This is a genomic window from Pontibacter sp. SGAir0037, from assembly GCF_005491705.1.
Taxonomy (GTDB): domain Bacteria; phylum Bacteroidota; class Bacteroidia; order Cytophagales; family Hymenobacteraceae; genus Pontibacter.
Map to the genome: position 1 here is coordinate 537,552 of NZ_CP028092.1, position 18,349 is coordinate 555,900.

The following is an 18,349-nucleotide window of genomic DNA, read 5'->3' on the forward strand; positions in this document are numbered from 1 at the left end:
AAGACAGGTTGTTATAGCAATATTGCGTGAGTGCAATTTAAGTTAAAAAAGCATTCACGCTACAATTTATAATATAATATTTTAATAATATTCTGATTGGAGTTAAAAATTGATTATAAGAAAGTATTTATTGCATTACCAATACCTGTGAAATGGTAAATGAAATATTCAAGTTAAAATAGTTATATTTTATGAAGTTGTAACTTCTATACTGCTGATTCCTCCGGCCTGTTTATGAACCTTTATTTGTGTGCTGATACGTTCTTTCAAAGCCTCTACGTGCGAGATGATACCAATCATTTTGCCACTGGCCTGCAGGTTTTCAAGTGTTGTTATGGCAGCATCCAGAGTTTCAGCATCTAAGGTGCCAAAACCTTCATCTATAAACAGCGAGTTAATCTGTGTACGATGCCCGGCAAGGTCTGAGAGGCCCAGCGCCAGCGCCAGGCTTACCAGGAAGCTTTCCCCGCCAGAGAGGGTATTCATAGGCCTGACAGCCTCTGCCTGGTACGTATCCACAATGAGCAGCTCCAAGTCTTCCTCAGAAGATTTCAGGATGCGGTATCGGTCGTTCAACTTCTGCAGGTGCCTGTTTGCGAGTTCTACCAGCCGTGCCAGGGTAAGACCCTGTGCAAAGCGGCTGAATTTGTTGCCGTCTGCCGATCCGATCAGGTTAGAGAGCTGATCCCAGCGGGAGCAGACCTGTTGCTGGGTCTGTAGCTGCACCGCCAGTGCAAGGTTCTTCTCCCTCTGCTCTTTATCCTGTTCCAGCAGCTGGGTATACCGCGCCCGTTCCTCTATAAAGGCACGCTGCTGCTGTGTTTGCCGCTGGTAAAGTTCGCGCAGTGTTTCCTGGCTTTCCTCCGTTAGTTTTTTAACCTGCGTTTGCTCCAGTTCATGCTGCACATCGGCCAGGCTTTTGCGCGTTTCTGTCAGGTGCTTTTCTGTCTGCGATTTAAGGTTGGCAAGGCGGTTTGCTTCGTCTTTGTGGAGCAGCATCTGGCTCAGAGCCTCTATGGTGGCAATGCCCTGCTGCTGCAGCACACGAAGAAGCCCGTCCCGTAGCTCGTCGAGCTGCGATTTGTTTTGCTGATGCGTATGCTGGCACTCTTGTTGCCGTTGTCGGTTCTCTTTTAACTCCTGTTGCTTCTGTTGTTGCCTGGCCCTGGCTTCTTCTGCCTGTACGGCCTTTGCTTTTAATTCCTGCAGGGCGTGCTGGCGTTCTTTTTGCGGGTCTTTCTCTCCAAACAAGTCGGTCCGTTCTTCTTTTAGCTTTACAAGCTGCTGGTGTGCGTCTTTAAGAAGTGCCTGGCGTTGCTGCAACTCTTTTTGCTTTTCCTCTACACTGGCTTCAAGGGCTTTAACTTCGGCATGCATCCCGGTATAAATTTCCCGCATCTGTACCAGTTCCTGCTGCTTCTGCTGGTAAGTTGCCACGAGCTGCTCCAGCTTTTTCAGGACTTCGTGGCGGGTATCAGCAGTGTAGCTTAAACCGTAAGCAGCTGCAAACGACGCGGCCATTTCAGCGTGAGATTGAAGTTGCACGCGTACATCCTGCAGCGAAAGCTGTAGTTTGGCTACCTGGGTTTGCAGGTGCTTCTCTGAGTGGTGCAACTGGTTTATTTCAGCCTGTACACGTATGCCTTCTTCTCGGGCAACCTGCAGGTGCTGGTTTATGTTTTCCAATGCCTTGCTGTGAAGCCGGGCCTGTTGCAGACTATTATTCAGACTGCCTACTTTTTCTTTTTGATAGGCCAGCTGATGTTCAAGTTCTTTTATATCGTGCAAGGTAGGGCTTACGCTGCCTGCCTGCTGTTGGTAAAGCTGCTGTAAACGATCGACTTCCTGTTCAGCTTCCTGTTTGCGCTGACCTGATACGGCCAGGCCATGCTGCAGGGTATTTAACTGCAACTGCACTGTGTTTATACCTGCCTCCAGTTCTTTTACCAGCAACTGCTGTTTATCGCATTTCTGCTGGTCTTCGGAGAGGGTAGAGGTATAGGTGCCTTCCAGGTAAGGGTGGTGTGCAGAGCCGCAAAGCGGGCAAGGCTGTTCCGGTTGCAGATTTTGCCTTGCCTGTTCATACTCCTGAATACGTTGCTGTAGCAAGACCAGTTTTTGCAGCTCTTCCAGTCTGGTGAAGCCTTCGCTATATTTTAGCTGAAGCTCTTTTAGCTGCTGCTGTTTCCGGTTTATTTCCTGCTCCTGTTGCAGTACCTGGGTTGCCAACTGCTGCTTTCTGGTGCTGTGTTCCTGGTGCTGCGTGGCCAGGTCAAGCAGTTTTTCGTAGCGGGCAAGTAATAACGGCTGTTCCTGAGCCTCTGCCTCTAACTGGTCTATGGTTCTGGCAGCCAGTACAGCCTGCAGTTTTGTCAGTTTTTCCTGCCGCTGCTGCTCGTATTGTTCCTGTAAAGCTCTGGTTTGTGCCTGTTTCTGCTGCAGTGCCTGGTTTTGCTGCGCCTCCTGGCGTACCTGTTGTTCTACTGTAGCCTGCTCCTGAAGCAGCTTTTCGATGTTCTGTTCTGCTTCATTCAGGTCTTTTACCGTTTGCCGGAAATCAAATAAGTTCTCAGGCAGATCCTGGAGATGCTGGTTCTGCTGCAGCCAGTCTTTGTGCAGACCGGCCTTATGTGTTAATGCAGTTAACTGCTCTTGTTTCTGTTGCAGGTTTAATTTATCCTGTTGAAACACAGTGTTAAACTGCACATAGGCTCCCTTGTCTTTTTTGTACTGCTCCCGCACTGTATGCAACTGGTGATCGAGCTTTACTACCTGATCCAGCAGTGGTTCCAGCCTGTGCAGGGCCTCTTCCTGTTGCTGGTGTGCTGTACCTGCCGCAGTTGCCATAAGTCCGGCAGCTTCCAGTTCTGTTTCGAGCACAGGCAGTTGTTTTACCAGCGTTTCCAGTTGGCTCTGCACCTGTACCAGCTGGCCGTTCGCTACTTCTATACGAGTGAGCTGCCCCTCGTACTGCCGGGCCTGTTCGTGCTGCTCCAGTTTCTGAAACTCAGGCTGAAGCTGCGTGAGCTTGGCTTCCTGCTCCCGGTGCACCAGTTCCTGTTGCTGTGCTTTGGCTTTTAACTGCTCTATCCGCTGCAGCCATTGCACCTGTTCCTGTATAGTCTGGATTTCCTGCCCCAGCAGCGCCTCATTAGATTTCAGGGTTGTTATTTGCTGCTCATAGGCCTGGCGCTGTTCTTCAGGAAGAAGCTTGCTGTCCTGTAGTTTACGTTCCAGCTCTTCCTTTTTCAGCCGTTCAGCCTTTGCCTTGTCAAAAGCAAAACGGGAGATAGCAGAGTAGATACCTGTGTCGGTTATTTTTTCCAGCAGACTGCTTCGTTCATTGGAGTTTGCTTTCAGAAAACGGGCAAAATCGCCCTGCGAAAGCATGACCGAACGCAGAAACTGGTTGTAATCCAGCCCGCAGAGTTCCGCTACTTTGTCGGGCACCTGGCTGGGTTTCAGATCAAAAAGAGTGTCTTCAGCAAAGTCATACAGCTCCATGTGTACCGACTGTATCCTGCCTTCAGCTTTGCCCCGGCTTCTGCGGATTTGCCATTTAGAGCGGTAGCGCTTGCCGTTCGCCTCAAACTCCACTTCCGAATAGCTTTCAGCCGTGTGGCGGGTCATAATCTCCAGCGGCTTATCGGTGTTGTGGCGGTGTGCCAGCCCGTATAATCCTACAGTTATCGCATCCAGCAAAGTTGTTTTACCTGCACCAGTCTGGCCCGTAATGGCAAATAAACCGGCATCCACCAAAGGGCTCTGGTCGAAACGGATCTCGTGTTGCCCTTTTAATGAGTTCAGGTTCTGGAAACGTACAGCTAAGATTTTCATGGTTACTCTTTCTTTAAATGCAGATCGGGTACAGGCTTACAGCAAACAATTACCTTTTTCTGCCACTATTCTTTCATGCGGAAAGCATGCTTTATTTCTCTGGTTCCGGAGGTGAAACACGCTTAGGTGACCTTTGGCTAAAACAGTTAAAAAGCTCCTTCAACTTTTTAACTGTTCAACTCCTCCTGTTCCATCAGCTCCATTAGTTCGGCAAAAGTAGCCACCAGTTCGGAGTGGTCGCTGTCGGGGAAGGCGCTTTCGCAGCGTTTCAGAAACACATCTTTCTCACCCAGAGTGTGCAGGTCAATGGCTGCTACCTGTTGCTCCAGCGTTTGCTTGGCCGATTTAATAACAGGCGGGCGGTGGATGAGAAGCTGTAGCTCTGGTTGCAGGGCCAGTACTTCTTCCAACTGCTGGTTCAGGTCGGGGAGGGGGTTCTCCAGTTCTACCTGTATTTCGGCCCAGGCGGGGAAACAGTAGGGGCTGTTGTCGAAAACAATTACCTGCTGCTTTACTTTTTCCAGGGAGCCTTTAAAGCGTACCAGTTTCCGGCTGGCTGGTATTTCCAGTTCACGAAGGTTTGCCAGTTTTCCCTCTTCGAAATCCAGGATAAAAACCACTTTCTTATCTGTAACCTCGCTGAAGCTAAGCGGAATAGGTGAGCCGGAGTAGCGGATATGATGGCGATTATTTACTTGCTGAGGGCGATGCAGGTGCCCGAGTGCTACATAGTCAAACTCCTCCGGAAACTGTTCTGCCCCGATCTGCCCGAGATTACCCACATGAATTTCTTTTTCGCTTTCGGAGGCCGTGCCTCCGGCTGCAAACAAGTGCCCCATGGCTACAACTGGTATCGCTTGTTTTTTGTAAGGCTGCAGATGCGGCACAAAAGCCTGGTAATGGGCAGCTATACCTTGTTTAATGCGGGCCTCGCGTTCTGCAGTTGTTTCGCCGGGAACAGAAAGGCGCACGTCGCGGTCGCGCAGAAACGGAACCGCGCAAACCACTAGTTGCAGGTTGCCCTGTGCATCCTGTAGCTCCAGCAGTTCATCCAGCGGATTGGCTGTAGCGCCTCCCACTACTTTTATGTTAAAGCAATCTAAAAGCTCTTTAGGAGCATTCAAAGTAGATATAGAATCGTGGTTACCCCCTGTTATAATGATGTGGCGGCAACAGGTGGCGCATACTTTCGTCAGGAAATTGTAATACTGCTTCAGAGCTGTATTGGAGGGGGCACCATTGTCAAATACATCGCCCGATATAAGCAATACCTCTACCTGCTCCTGCGCTATAGTTTGCAGTAGCCAATCCAGAAAGTGCTGGTGTTCTTCGGTCCTTTCGAGGTTAACTAAACGCTGGCCAAGGTGCCAGTCTGAGGTGTGTAAAATGCGCATGATCCCAATCCTTTCTCCTGTACGCTCTAAATTACATTAACCTATATCTATAATGCAAATTAGGAATATAAAATTTAGGGAAAGGGAGGTTCTGAATGAAAAGTTAGAAACTGGAAAGTATACTTAGAACACACCTTGCCTCCATTACGCAGCAAAAGTTACTCGCCCTTATGCTTCTTCTCCTTTCTGGTGGCGATGCCCGCTTTTTCCAGGTCTTCGTAGCCACCAATATTGTATACATGCTCAAATCCGGCTTCCTGCAATAATTTAGCTGCTTTACCACTCCGGTTACCGGTAGCGCAATAAATATAGTAGGTGTCTGATTTATTCCAGGTGTGCATGGCAGAATCTACCTCACCAGCCAGAAAATCAACATTCTTGGCCTTTTTAAGATGGCCTTTGGTGTATTCAGCCGGTGTACGAACATCCAATAGCACTGCTCCTTTTTGCCTGGCATGCTGCTCTTTATATGCTTCTGCTGTTAAACGCTTTACCTCAGGAGTTCCTTGCTGTGGTGCAAAAGAGAGCAGGTATGTGAGTATGGTTGCTATGAATATCTTCATGGTCGGTTAAGTTTATACAGGCAAATATACATATAAGAGCAGGCACTAGAGCCACAAAAGCCAGTAATGTGTTTCCTGCCTTACCTGGTAAGGAAGCTCACAATATTGGTCAGGTTTGTGTCGAGTATAGAATAATACACGTTTTTTCCGGACCGGTAAGTGTCCAGGATGCCTTTATCGCGCATGTTAATAAGGTGGTGAGAGAGCAGCGATTGTTCTATATGCAGTGCTTCCTGTAATTCGCTTACAGTAAGCTGTTGGCTTTGTTCGAGTAAATCTATAATGCTGATACGCACAGGGTGCGCCAGGCATTTTAAGATATAAGCGGACCTTTCCAACTTCTTTTGATCAACTCTAACTTTTAAGGTGCCCATATGTCAGGAATATTAAATATTAGCTATAGTGTATAACGTATGAAGGTTTCTTCATGTATACTTAAAAGACAGAAATAGCAGGAAAGAAGTTCAAATATGAGTAGCTTGTTGTGAATAGAAATGTGCTGTCTCAGCATAAAAAGATTTCTTTTAAAGAGAGACAAAAAACCGGGGCATCAGCACCTGTTAGCAGGAAAAAAAGAAGCCAGCACTAGGGCTGGCTTTCGGTAACTTGATCAAGTAAACAAGTGTAAAGTTAATTTCCGGTTATTTGTACACTTATCTCCTGTAGCACAACTTCCTGGTTCTGAAGCAGTGCTTTTTAGTTAGCATGCATGGTATCAGCATAAGCAGAGATGTCTACTCCCAATCCCTGAGCTACGGCAAGGCCTAAGCCAATATCTGCTCTGAAGAAGTGGCAAAGCTGCCTGTTGATAATTTCACCTTTCTTAGGTCCATCTATGCCTTTCATGGCACCTACGATGTTAGAAACAGTGTTCTTCTTCTCTTCCGGTGTCATTAATCTGTAAAGATTGCCTGGCTGCGTATAGTGGTCGTTTTCGCCTTCGGCATTTCTGTCGTACCAGTCAGCCACTACATTGCCCAGGTTCTGAGCAGGCTCTTTGTAACTTGGGTCTGGCTTAATGTTGTCGAAGCTGTTCGGGAAATAGTTTGGTTTGCTGCCTCCGTTTCCGTCTACACGCATAGCGCCGTCGCGCTGGTAGTTGTTTACTGCAAACGGGCATCGGTTTACAGGAATCTGCTCGTAGTTTGCGCCAATGCGGTAGCGATGTGCATCCGGGTAAGAAAGAATACGGCCCTGCAGCATTTTGTCCGGAGAGAAGCCGATGCCATCTACCAGGTGAGCCGGAGCAAAAGCCGACTGCTCTACGTGAGCAAAGTAGTTGTCGGGGTTTTCGTTCAGCTCCAGTACACCCACGTCAATCAGCGGGTAATCTTTCTGCGACCATACTTTGGTCAGGTCGAACGGGTTCCACTTGTAGGTAGCCGCTTCAGCCTCCGGCATGATTTGTACCTTCAGTGCCCAGCGAGGAAAATCGCCTCTGTCGATCGCCTCTACCAGATCACGCTGTGCCTGATCCGGGTCCAGGCCTTTTAAGGCTGTGGCCTCCCCATCGGTAAAGTTCTTAATGCCTTGCAACGTTTTGAAGTGGAACTTTACAAAGAAGCGCTCGTTCTCTTTGTTAATGAAAGAGAAGGTATGGCTTCCGAAGCCGTGCATGTGGCGATAGGAGAAAGGTGTTCCCCTGTCGCTCATCAGGATAACCACCTGGTGCAGGCTCTCAGGGTTCAGCGACCAGAAATCCCACATCATGGTTGCGCTTTTGCAGTTAGTATAAGGGTCGCGCTTCTGGGTATGAATGAAATCCGGGAATTTTTTAGGGTCTTTGATAAAGAAAACAGGCGTGTTATTTCCTACCAGGTCCCAGTTACCGTCTTCGGTATAGAACTTTACCGCAAAACCTCGTGGGTCACGCTCGCTGTCGGCACTTCCTTTTTCACCGCCTACTGTAGAGAAGCGGAGGAAAACACGGGTTTCTTTGCCTATTTCACTGAATACCTTTGCACGAGTATATTTGGTAATATCGTGCGTTACCTTAAAAGTACCATAGGCGCCAGAGCCTTTAGCATGCACAACTCGCTCCGGTATTCTTTCGCGGTTAAAATGAGCCAGTTTTTCATGCAGGATAAAATCTTCTAACAATACGGGTCCTCTTGGTCCGGCTGTTAAACTGTTTTCGTGCTCATAGTAAGGCTTCCCTGAAGCGGTTGTTAACTTTTGGGTTTCTTCGTTATGATTCATAGAAATATGGGAAAGGGTTAATAATCTATCTTAATGCCTCAAAAGTATAGCAGATTTATATATAGATCAAATTGATAAATTTTATGTTGTCATAGCTTTTGTCTATTTATGGCAATACTTTTTTGTCTGGAGAGGATTAAGCATGAGCTTCTAAAAGGAAGACCCAAGGTGCAGAATTGCATTACATTTTAAATGAGAGCAATGAACAGGAGGGGGGAGTAGGGTCAGATTATGAAAATAAGAATAATTAACCTGTATTTTTGAACCTGTTGCTGCTATGTTGCTTAATTTTTGAAAAATTATATATAAGGTTTGCGCAGAGTTAATTACATTTGAATAAACTAATCTAACCAAAGTTTACCTGATTTTATCTTATGAAAAAAATCTTAACCATTGCAGCCTTACTCGCTCTGGGAGCAGGCAGTGTAATGGCGCAGGAGACTTTTCCGCGCAACGGCGTGTATGACGAACGCCCTGGCCTGGTAGCTCTTACCAATGCCACCATCCACACAGACTATAAAACCACACTGCAAAACGCCACGCTGCTGATTCGTGGAGGTAAGGTAGAAGCTGTGGGTACCAACGTCTCAGTTCCGGCCGGAGCTGTGGTAGTAGATGCAAAGGGAAAGCATATTTATCCCGGCCTGGTAGATATGTACAGCAGCTATGGCATGCCGGAAGTAAAAATAGAGCGTAGAAGCTGGACCTCGCCACCTCAGATGGAATCTGAAAAAAAAGGTGCTTACAGCTGGAACCAAGCCATAAGGCCGGAGACAAAAGCAGATGAGCTGTTTAAAGTGAACAGCAAACAGGCCGAAGAAATGCGTAAGCTAGGCTTTGGTACAGTGCTGGCCATTCACCGGGATGGTATTGCCCGCGGTACCGCTGCCCTGGTAACATTAGCTGATAAGCGCGAGAATGAGGTGTTGGTGGTGGATAAGGCAGCAGCAGCCTTGTCGTTTGATAAAGGTTCTTCGCAGCAGGATTACCCGAACTCCCTGATGGGAACCATTGCCTTGCTGCGCCAGACATACCTGGATGCACAATGGAGCGTTATGAACCCTGGTAAAGAGCAGAATATTTCCCTGAAAGCCTTTACTGACATTAACCGTTTGCCACAGATCTTTGAAGTAGAAAACAAGCTGAATCTGATTCGTGCTGATAAAGTGGGAGATGAGTTTAAGAAGCAGTATATACTAAAAGGTGGCGGTGATGAATACCAGATGATAAAAGAGGTGAAAGCCACCAATGCCCCGCTCATCGTTTCCCTGAATTTCCCGGATGCCTATAATGTGGAAGACCCGATGGATGCACGCCGTATCTCTTTAGAAGATATGAAGGATTGGGAAATGGCGCCTGCAAATGCTGGTATACTACAAAAAGAGGGAATTACTTTTGCTATTACAGCGTCTGACCTGAAAGACAAAAAGGATTTCCTGCCTAACCTTCGCAAAGCCATACAGTACGGATTATCCGAAGAAGAGGCTCTGAAAGCGCTTACTGCTACTCCTGCCAAACTTCTGAATGCAGATAAACTGGTAGGCAGCCTGAATAAAGGCATGCTGGCTAACTTCATTATCACCACCGATAACCTGTTCGCCGACAGCAACATTATACTGGAAAACTGGGTGCAGGGCAGCCAGTATAAAATTGCCGAAATACCTTCGGACTACAGAGGTGTTTATACTTTAAAAATCGGCAACCAACCTGCCAAAACGCTGCAAATAAGCGGTACTCCTGAAAAGCCAGAGTTAAAAGTAGTGGGCCAGGATACCGTAACAGGTAAAGTCTCCTTCTCCGGAAGCCTTGTTACTTTATCCTTTAAAGAAAATAAAAAAAGCAACGCTACCATTCGCCTAAGCGGCTGGTTAGCCGATAAAAACCTACAGGGCGAAGGGCAACTGGCAGACGCGACGCCTGTAAAATGGTCGGCGGCTTATTCGCAGGCATTAACAGATAAAGCGAAGAAAGACGCTGAGAAAGCAGAAGCCAGAGCCGCACAGACTGGCGGTATGATTTATCCGTTTCGTGCCTTCGGTAGTGCAACGGCTCCGAAGCAGGAAACTATCCTGATTAAAAATGCCACCGTCTGGACAAACGAGAAAGACGGTAAAATGGAGAATGCGGATGTGCTCCTGAAAAACGGTAAGATCGCCAAAGTTGGTAAGAACCTGAGCGAATCTGGTGCGAAGGTAATAGACGGAACAGGCAAGCACGTAACACCGGGTATCATAGATGAGCACTCTCACATTGCGCTGAACGGTGTAAACGAAGCAACACAGTCTGTAACCGCAGAAGTGCGCATGAGCGATGTGGTGGATCATGAGGACATTAACATCTATCGCCAACTGGCCGGTGGGGTAACTACCTCTCAGTTGCTGCACGGCTCTGCTAACCCGATTGGTGGTCAGTCGGCTATAATCAAGCTGCGTTGGGGCAAAAGCCCGGATGAACTGATGGTGGAGAATGCCGACAGCTATATCAAATTTGCCCTGGGCGAAAACGTGAAGCAGTCGAACCGCGCCAATGCCACCATCCGCTTTCCACAGTCGAGAATGGGGGTAGAGCAGGTATATGTAGATGCCTTCACCCGTGCGAAAGAGTATGACCAGGCCTGGAAGAACTACAACAAACTGTCCAAAAAGCAGAAAGCCGGCACACCGGCACCTCGTCGTGACCTGGAGCTGGAAACACTGGCCGAAATCCTGAACGGCAAGCGCTTTATTACCTGCCACTCGTATGTGCAGTCAGAAATAAACATGATGATGAAAGTGGCTGACCAGATGGGTTTTAAAGTAAATACTTTTACCCACATTCTGGAAGGCTATAAGGTAGCAGACAAAATGCGTGAGCATGGTGCAGGTGCCTCTACTTTCGGGGACTGGTGGGCGTACAAGATGGAGGTGAAAGATGCCATTCCTTACAATGCCGGGATCATGAACAGCCTGGGCATTGTTACTGCCATCAACTCCGACGATGCTGAGATGGCGCGTCGCCTGAACCAGGAAGCTGCCAAAAGTGTGAAATACGCAGGTATGAGCGAAGAAGAAGCGCTTAAAATGGTAACGCTTAATCCTGCCAAGCTGCTGCACCTCGATAACAGAATGGGCAGCATTAAAGTAGGTAAAGATGCAGATGTGGTGCTCTGGAATGACAACCCGCTTTCTATTTATGCCAAACCACTCAAAACCTTTGTAGATGGGATCGCTTACTACGACCTGGAGCAGGATGAGAAAATGCGTGACGAAATGGAAAAAGAGCGCGTGCGCCTGGTGCAGCTGATGCTGAATGCAAAAGCCGGAGGAGCCAGAACGCAGACACCAACAACCCGCAGAACTTCTGTGCAACACTGCGAAGAAGTAGAGCACAGCGAAGAGTCGGAGTTCTATGCTTACTAGTACACAGTGAAAGAAGTCCATCAATTTTATGAGGTTCAAAATGCGCAGGTTTCTCTTAAAAGAGTATCATCTAGAGTTCATCATTTTTGACTTCTGCTTTGACAAAGTACTAGCGGCTTGACAGCATTTGTATTAACACAACCATAAGAATTTAAAGTAAATGAGATATTTATCAGCTTTTGTAGCTTTATTGTTAAGTGTACCTGTATTCGCACAGGTGCCTGCTCCGGCTCCGAAACAAGGGAAACCTGTTCTGCTGAAGGGTGCCACCCTGCATGTGGGCAATGGCACAGTAGTAGAGAACGCGGTAGTAGGTTTCGACAACGGCAAAATTACGTATGCGGGTCCTCAGAGCGGGGCCAATTTGTCCGGCTACGAGGTAGTGGATGTAACGGGCCAGCATATTTATCCTGGACTGATACTGCCAAACACTAACTTGGGCCTGAATGAAATAGAAAGCGTGCGTGCCACTATAGACTGGCGCGAGGTAGGCGACCTGAATCCGAATGTACGTTCGGTAGTAGCCTATAACACCGATTCTGATATTATTCCAACGGTTCGGGCTAATGGGGTGCTGTTGTCGCAGCTGGTGCCCGTTGGAGGCACTGTTTCCGGGTCTTCTTCTATTTTACAACTGGATGCCTGGAACTGGGAAGATGCCATAGTAAAAGCAGATGAAGGAATTCATGTTAACTGGCCTTTTATGCTGGTGCAAACAGGCGGAGCACCAAACCCACGTTTAGCCGGCATGGGTGAGAGAAGAGAACAGACGATCAACGAGCTGTCGCTTTTACTGAAAGATGCTGCTGTTTATAAAGCTGGCAAACATGATAATGAGAACCTGAAGCTATCGTCCATGGCAGGATTGTTTGATGGTTCCAAGAAAATGTATATCCATGCCAACTACGGCAAAGAGATTATTGAAAGTGTGAATTTTGCGAAGCAGCATGGCGTGAAAGACATTGTTGTAGTGGGCGCGCGCGATGCCATAGCTGTTGCAGATTTTCTGAAGGCCAATAACATTTCTGTAATTTATTCGGGTGTGCATGCACTGCCTTCACGTGCTGAAGAAGATGTGGATATGCCTTATAAAACGCCTTATTTACTGCATAAAGCAGGCATTCCGTTTGCCCTTGACTATGATCTTAGCATCCACGGAACCCGCAACTTGCCTTTTATTGCCGGTACTGCTGCAGCATACGGTTTAGACAAAGAGCAGGCCCTGGCTTCTGTATCGCTGAATGCAGCTAAAATACTGGGTGTAGATAAGCAGGTTGGTTCTGTGGAGGTAGGCAAAGACGCTACCATTGTGGTTTCGTCCGGTGACCTGCTGGACATGCGTACCAATAATGTAACACACGCTTTTATCCAGGGCCGCAAAATCGATCTGAACCATAAGCAGAAGGTGCTCTATGAAAAGTTCGACAACAAGTATAAAGCAGAAACCCAGCAAGTGGTTAATTAAGGTTCGAACTCATGAAATAGAAAGAGGCCGGTTCCGAGAGACCGGCCTCTTTTGTTGCTACTCACTCATATAAATATATTCTGCGATAAAAATATATAGTATATTCGATAGGTCTGTTCGGCATATCTGTCAATTTCAACAGATAAGGCGAGTAGACTTCCGTTTAGCTATTGGTTGTGGGGAATAGTAAGATTAAGAAAAATATCAATTCATAATATTGCATTAGTCTATCTCAAAGAAATTGAGAAAATTGGATGATGGAAAATAAAAAAGAGCTGTTACCGGAGCAGCGTGCAGAACAGCTTAAACTTTCACAAGCCCGTTTCGAAAAGAATATGAACCGCCATAAAGGACTTGCATGGGATAAAATACAGGCAAAGCTAGAAGCTGATGCCGAAAAGCTGTGGTCGCTTTATGAGATGGAGAGAACCGGCGGAGAACCCGATGTGGTGGGGTATGATGAAGCAACGGGAGTATATATCTTTTATGACTGCTCCGCGGAAAGCCCGAAAGGCCGCAGGAGTGTTTGCTATGACCATGAGGCGCTGGAATCGAGGAAAGAACACAAGCCCGAGAATAATGCTATGGATATGGCAGATGCCATGGGTATTGAGGTTTTGTCGGAAGCAGAATACCGGGAACTGCAGCAGCTCGGGAAATTCGATACAAAAACATCGAGTTGGTTGAAAACACCTGCCGATATTCGAAAGCAAGGCGGGGCCATTTTTGCAGATTATCGCTACGGCCATGTGTTTGTGTATCATAATGGCGCATCCTCTTATTATGCTGCCCGCGGTTTCCGTGGATTGCTTAGGGTGTAAACCTGAACGGATATGTGAAAAAGTGCATATTACTTCGCTGAAGCTGAAAATTCATATAGATTAAATATAAGGAAACACTTATTTAAAGTAACTATATTAGCACTTTGGCATATTTGTTGTGTTGGTTAAATTACAAACACACATAAAAATAATGAAACACAACTTTACAATGAAAACAAAGGCTGCCTCATTGCTTCTGGCTTCTTCGATCTTATTTTCGAGCTGCGCCAGCTCCACGGTTATTCAATCGAACCCAAGTGGTGCAAAAGTTTACTTAGATGGTGAGCCTGTCGGAGAAACGCCTTACACACACCGCGATACAAAGATTGTTGGTAGTGGAACCTCCGTTAAGTTAGAGAAAGAAGGCTACGAAACATTTAATACATATTTTTCCAGAGATGAAGAAGTAGATGTGGGTGCTATTGTTGGAGGCTTTTTCTTCCTGGTTCCTTTCCTGTGGACAATGAAGTACAAACCAACCCATACGTATGAATTAAAGCCGATCTCTGAGGTAGGGCAACCATCTAACCTGACGCAGCAAAATGGCACTCCAGTAAAATCGAAAGCAGATAAACTGCGTGAGTTAAAGCAACTTCTGGATGAGAAGATTATTACACAACAGGAGTACGAGACAGAGAAGAAAAAAATCTTAGAAGAATAAAAGGGTTTTAACCTTAGCTATACCAAAAGAGCTGCTCCTGAAGCAGCTCTTTTGGTATAGCTAAGTATTGTATTACAAGTTCTTCAGCCAGTTAGCCCTTAAGGCCAGTTGTTCCGGGGAGGCTTGTTTATCAAGCTCAAAATGATGCCTTAGTTCCTGCTCCTTTTCCAGAACAGTAGTTTTTACCTCTGCTTTGGAACCGTTACGCAGAACCTGGTAGGTATTTACATCCCCTTTTTTAGCTGCCATCAGCTTCTCAAATTCTTCCTGAACGTTCTGGAAGGTTATATCAGTGCCATTAAGAGAAACCAGTGCATCCCCATCGCGCAAGCCCATTTTCTGAAGTTCCTCGCTTACCTTCACAAAAATGATTTTACCATCGTGCACGTTAAACTCGTAGCCAAAGTAGGGCTGCAGGTTGCCGGTTTGAGTTGATTTGCTGTAGTTGATTCCCAGTTTGCCAAAGTAATCTGCAAGAGGCAATGCTTCTGTACCTTTTACATAGCGGTTAAAGAAGTCTCCTATTTCAGGGTAAGTTTTCGCTGTAAATAATTCAAAAAAATCATTTTCAGGAAAGGCTTTTTTAGGACCAAACTCTTTAGAAAGCTCGTTGATTACTTCCCGCAGACCGCGTTTGCCTCCTGAGAGTTCCAGCAAACGAATGTCTAAAAGCGCGGCTGTAACAGCGCCACGGTTATAAATATTACCATATTGTTTCTGCCCTTCAGGCTGGTAAGAAGTAAGGCTAAGCTTTTGCAGGCTGTAGTTCTTATCCATCTGGTCATTGTAGTGCAGCTTACTTTGCATGTCCTGCAGGTAAGCCGGCAGATCGATCATGTTGCTTCTCAGGCGCATCATGTCAGAAGCCCATTCGGTGGTGCCCTCGTACAGCCAGAGGTGTTGCGATGGGGTAGGCGTTACAAAGTTGAACCGCTCAATTACCTCGCTATGGATGTTCAGGGGCGTAATCACGTGAAAGAATTCATGCGCGGCTACATCCGTCAGCTGGCTGGCGTAAGCAGGAGTAAGTGGTGCTTCCTTATAAATGTATTCTGAGCTGTAGGAGTGCTCCCAGGCGCCCCAGGTCTGATCCTCGAAATGGTACAGGAAAGTATAGCGGTCTACCGGAAAATCCACAACAAAGGCATTAGCCGCCTCCAGCATACTGGTCATGTTCGAAAGCAGGTCCTCCGACTTGATCATACCTGTTTTAGAATAGGTATAAATATCGATGGTGGTGTTATTAAACTTAGTTTCAGCTTTTGTAAGTGTGCCGGCCAGAATAGGGGAGTCTACTATATGATCGTAGCTTTCAGCTACATAATAGCCGTTTTTGTCAGTTTTTAACGCTGTTCCTACTGTCCATTCCTGTGGATATTCCAACTTAATGCGCATAGGGGTAGCCTGCATGCCTTTCAGGTAGCCAAAAACAGCTTGCCCGTTTATCAGGGCGTGGTCACTTTCAAGAGAAGTACCGCACATGTCGTATACTTTGTCTTTGTCTACCGGAGTGTCCCAGGTTTCGGCAATCTGGTAGGTTATCTTCCGTACTTTATCCGGTTTGCTGAGCTCCCACTGGTTTGTGCTTACCTGCTTTACTTCCAGTTCACGCCCTTTTTTATCAAATGCCTTAAAGTTGTGTACAAAGCGGCCGATATCCATGGTTTGGTAGGTGCCCGGAGCTGTGGCAGCAAATTGAAAAATATTGTTGTCAGATTTAAGTCCTTTTACATCTAAAGTAACCTTAAAGCGATCATCAGCTCTATCGTTTAGGTTTACTTGGTAGGTCAGTTCAGGGCCTTTGGCAGCCTGTGTAGGTTGGGCAAAAGCCAGACAGGCAAAAAAGCCAATGGCAAGGGTTGTTTTCTTCATTACGATTCTTCTTCTGTATTTACCGGCAAGATAAAAGATGTAGAAGATTAGCCGTAATCTTTTAGATAAACCCGGTGAACTTCTCGACATTCAGGCATAATTCCTGAAGCCGGTGTGCCAGTCAGGTATAGTCATTTCAAAAACAAGGAAGGCCGTACCTCTTCAGAGGTACGGCCTTCCTTGTTTTTGAAATGAGGTGGCAAACTTAGTATGGTTTCGCTTCGTGCGATTTTTCCTGGGCATCTGTAACCCCTTCTTTGGCTGAAGTATTGCCGATAGGCCCGTCGGTGCCTTCTACTTTGTCCTTCATCATCATCTCGGTAGCTTCTTTAATGCCTTCAGCCACTCGTCGGCCATATTCCTCATCAGCTAAAGTAAAGTGCTCAATCATTTTATCCTGAATACGCTTATCGCAGGCGGCTAAGGTATTAGAAAGGTTCATAATCAGCTCATCACGCTCCCAGTCTTCAAAGTTTCGATACGTTTCGCCTGCCTGCTTAAAGTCGTTGGCGCGGTCGATCTTCTGTTTTAACAGGTAGTTTGCCTCGTATTTCGGCTTATAATCCTCACCTGCTTTTGGAGCTTCTGTCAATCCGCCAAGAGTAGACGGTTCATAGTTAACGTGCGGGTTCTGGCCTTCGGCAAAGTCTGTTTTATAAGACATCTGGCCGCCCCGCTGGTTGGTATGCACTGGTACTCTTGGCGCATTAATAGGCAGTTGCAGGTAGTTGGCTCCAACCCTGTACCGTTGTGTGTCGGAGTAGGAGAAAGTACGGCCCTGCAGCATTTTATCGTCAGAGAATTCCAGCCCGTCTACCAGTACGCCCGTACCAAAGGCTGATAATTCTACCTCGTTAAAGTAGTCGACAGGATTTCTGTTTAAAGTCATTTTGCCTACAGGCAAGAATGGGAACTGCTCTTGTGGCCATAGTTTGGTGTCATCCAGCGGGTCGAAATCCAGTTCCGGATGCTCATCATCGCTCATAATCTGCACGCAAAGCTCCCATTCAGGATAGTCGCCCTTTTCAATTGCCTCGTACAGATCCTGAGTAGCATGGTTGAAGTTTTTAGCTTGTATAGCCTCTGCTTCTTTTTGTGTCAGGTTGCGGATGCCTTGCTTCAGCGGCTCCCAGTGATATTTTATTAAAACAGATTCACCGTCTTTGTTTACCCACTTGTATGTATTTACACCAGAGCCCTGCATCTGGCGGTAGTTAGCAGGTATGCCCCACGGTGAAAACAGGAAAGTAGCCATATGCGTGGCTTCAGGGGTATTCGAGATAAAATCGAAAATGCGCTCCCCGCTTTGGATGTTCGTGACAGGATCTGGTTTTTGAGAGTGAATAAAATCCGGGAATTTCATGGCATCCCTGATAAAGAATATCTTCAGGTTGTTACCCACTAAGTCCCAGTTACCATCTTCGGTATAAAACTTAACGGCAAAACCACGCGGGTCGCGCAGTGTTTCAGGAGAGTGCCCACCATGACCAACTGTAGAGAAGCGAACAAACACAGGTGTTTGCTTGCCTTTTTCCTGGAACAGCTTGGCGCGGGTGTACTTGGCAATGGGCTCATCGCCTACTTTTCCGTAGGCTTCGAATACGCCGTGAGCGCCGGCACCTCTGGCATGCACAACACGCTCCGGAACACGCTCACGATCGAAATGTGAGATTTTTTCTATGAAGTGATAGTTCTCCATAGTAGCGGGTCCGCGGTTGCCGAGTGTCCGGATGTTCTGGTTGTCAGTTACCGGGTGTCCCTGGCGTGTTGTAAGGGTTCTGTTGCCCTGGCCATTCTGGCCGTTGCTGCCATTAGAGCCATTCGCTCCATTACCTGGCTGTTTTTCTTTGTTGTGTTCAATCATTGTAACTCCTGATTAAAGAATTGGCAATATTGCTCTTATGTATACTGCTGGTTGGCTTAAAATGGTTATAATTTATATTGATTTAATATAGAGCAAATCTATAATAAGAGTAGTGCTTTATAAGCACGGTAAAGGTGGTGCAGAAGAAAGGCAGTTCTATAGCAGGCAGTTAACTGATGCAGGTACAACACAGCCCTGAAAAATTCTTCAAAGTTGCCTTAAAAATTAACACTCGTGGCTTTCATGCGTTTATAGATTATATAGTGATATAAACT

General features: G+C 46.6%; 11 protein-coding genes. 4 read left to right on the plus strand and 7 right to left on the minus strand.

The genetic code is table 11. From position 1 onward, the window contains the following. Nucleotides 1-189: 189 nt before the first annotated feature. The 5 genes from C1N53_RS02230 to C1N53_RS02250 form a co-directional block, all read right to left on the minus strand. Nucleotides 190-3,837 (minus strand): AAA family ATPase, encoded by a 3,648-nt coding sequence (locus tag C1N53_RS02230; protein ID WP_137757776.1) that lies wholly within the window; start codon nt 3,835-3,837, stop codon nt 190-192. A 167-nt stretch (nt 3,838-4,004) separates the two neighbouring features. Continuing rightward, entirely contained in the window at nt 4,005-5,231 is a 1,227-nt protein-coding gene (locus C1N53_RS02235; RefSeq protein ID WP_137757777.1) for an exonuclease SbcCD subunit D C-terminal domain-containing protein, read from the minus strand. Nucleotides 5,232-5,389: 158 nt separating this feature from the next. Beyond that, complete coding sequence (locus tag C1N53_RS02240) at nt 5,390-5,794, minus strand: rhodanese-like domain-containing protein (RefSeq protein ID WP_137757778.1); 405 nt, start codon at nt 5,792-5,794, stop codon at nt 5,390-5,392. An 80-nt stretch (nt 5,795-5,874) separates the two neighbouring features. Then, the gene (locus C1N53_RS02245) at nt 5,875-6,168 is read right to left on the minus strand and encodes a helix-turn-helix transcriptional regulator (RefSeq protein WP_137757779.1); all 294 of its coding nucleotides are present in this window, start codon (nt 6,166-6,168) and stop codon (nt 5,875-5,877) included. A gap of 322 nt (nt 6,169-6,490) precedes the next feature. Continuing rightward, complete coding sequence (locus tag C1N53_RS02250; protein WP_137757780.1) at nt 6,491-7,993, minus strand: catalase; 1,503 nt, start codon at nt 7,991-7,993, stop codon at nt 6,491-6,493. Nucleotides 7,994-8,367: 374 nt separating this feature from the next. Here C1N53_RS02250 and C1N53_RS02255 point away from each other — a divergent pair, with 374 nt between their 5' ends. From C1N53_RS02255 to C1N53_RS02270, 4 genes are all read left to right on the plus strand, one after another. Beyond that, nucleotides 8,368-11,391 (plus strand): amidohydrolase family protein, encoded by a 3,024-nt coding sequence (locus C1N53_RS02255; RefSeq protein ID WP_137757781.1) that lies wholly within the window; start codon nt 8,368-8,370, stop codon nt 11,389-11,391. A 160-nt stretch (nt 11,392-11,551) separates the two neighbouring features. Continuing rightward, the gene (locus tag C1N53_RS02260; RefSeq protein ID WP_137757782.1) at nt 11,552-12,856 is read left to right on the plus strand and encodes an amidohydrolase family protein; all 1,305 of its coding nucleotides are present in this window, start codon (nt 11,552-11,554) and stop codon (nt 12,854-12,856) included. Between the two features lie 254 nt (nt 12,857-13,110). Further along, a complete protein-coding gene (locus C1N53_RS02265) occupies nt 13,111-13,677 on the plus strand; it encodes a DUF4256 domain-containing protein (RefSeq protein WP_206077607.1) in 567 nt (188 codons plus the stop codon). A 169-nt stretch (nt 13,678-13,846) separates the two neighbouring features. After that, the gene (locus C1N53_RS02270; protein WP_137757783.1) at nt 13,847-14,338 is read left to right on the plus strand and encodes a PEGA domain-containing protein; all 492 of its coding nucleotides are present in this window, start codon (nt 13,847-13,849) and stop codon (nt 14,336-14,338) included. 72 nt (nt 14,339-14,410) lie between these two features. Here C1N53_RS02270 and C1N53_RS02275 read toward each other — a convergent pair whose 3' ends face one another. Both C1N53_RS02275 and C1N53_RS02280 read right to left on the minus strand, forming a co-directional pair. After that, nucleotides 14,411-16,210 carry a peptidase gene (locus tag C1N53_RS02275; protein WP_137757784.1) on the minus strand — a complete coding sequence of 600 codons (1,800 nt, stop codon included), beginning with the start codon at nt 16,208-16,210 and terminating at the stop codon, nt 14,411-14,413. Between the two features lie 205 nt (nt 16,211-16,415). Continuing rightward, the gene (locus C1N53_RS02280) at nt 16,416-18,074 is read right to left on the minus strand and encodes a catalase (RefSeq protein ID WP_137757785.1); all 1,659 of its coding nucleotides are present in this window, start codon (nt 18,072-18,074) and stop codon (nt 16,416-16,418) included. Nucleotides 18,075-18,349: the final 275 nt, after the last annotated feature.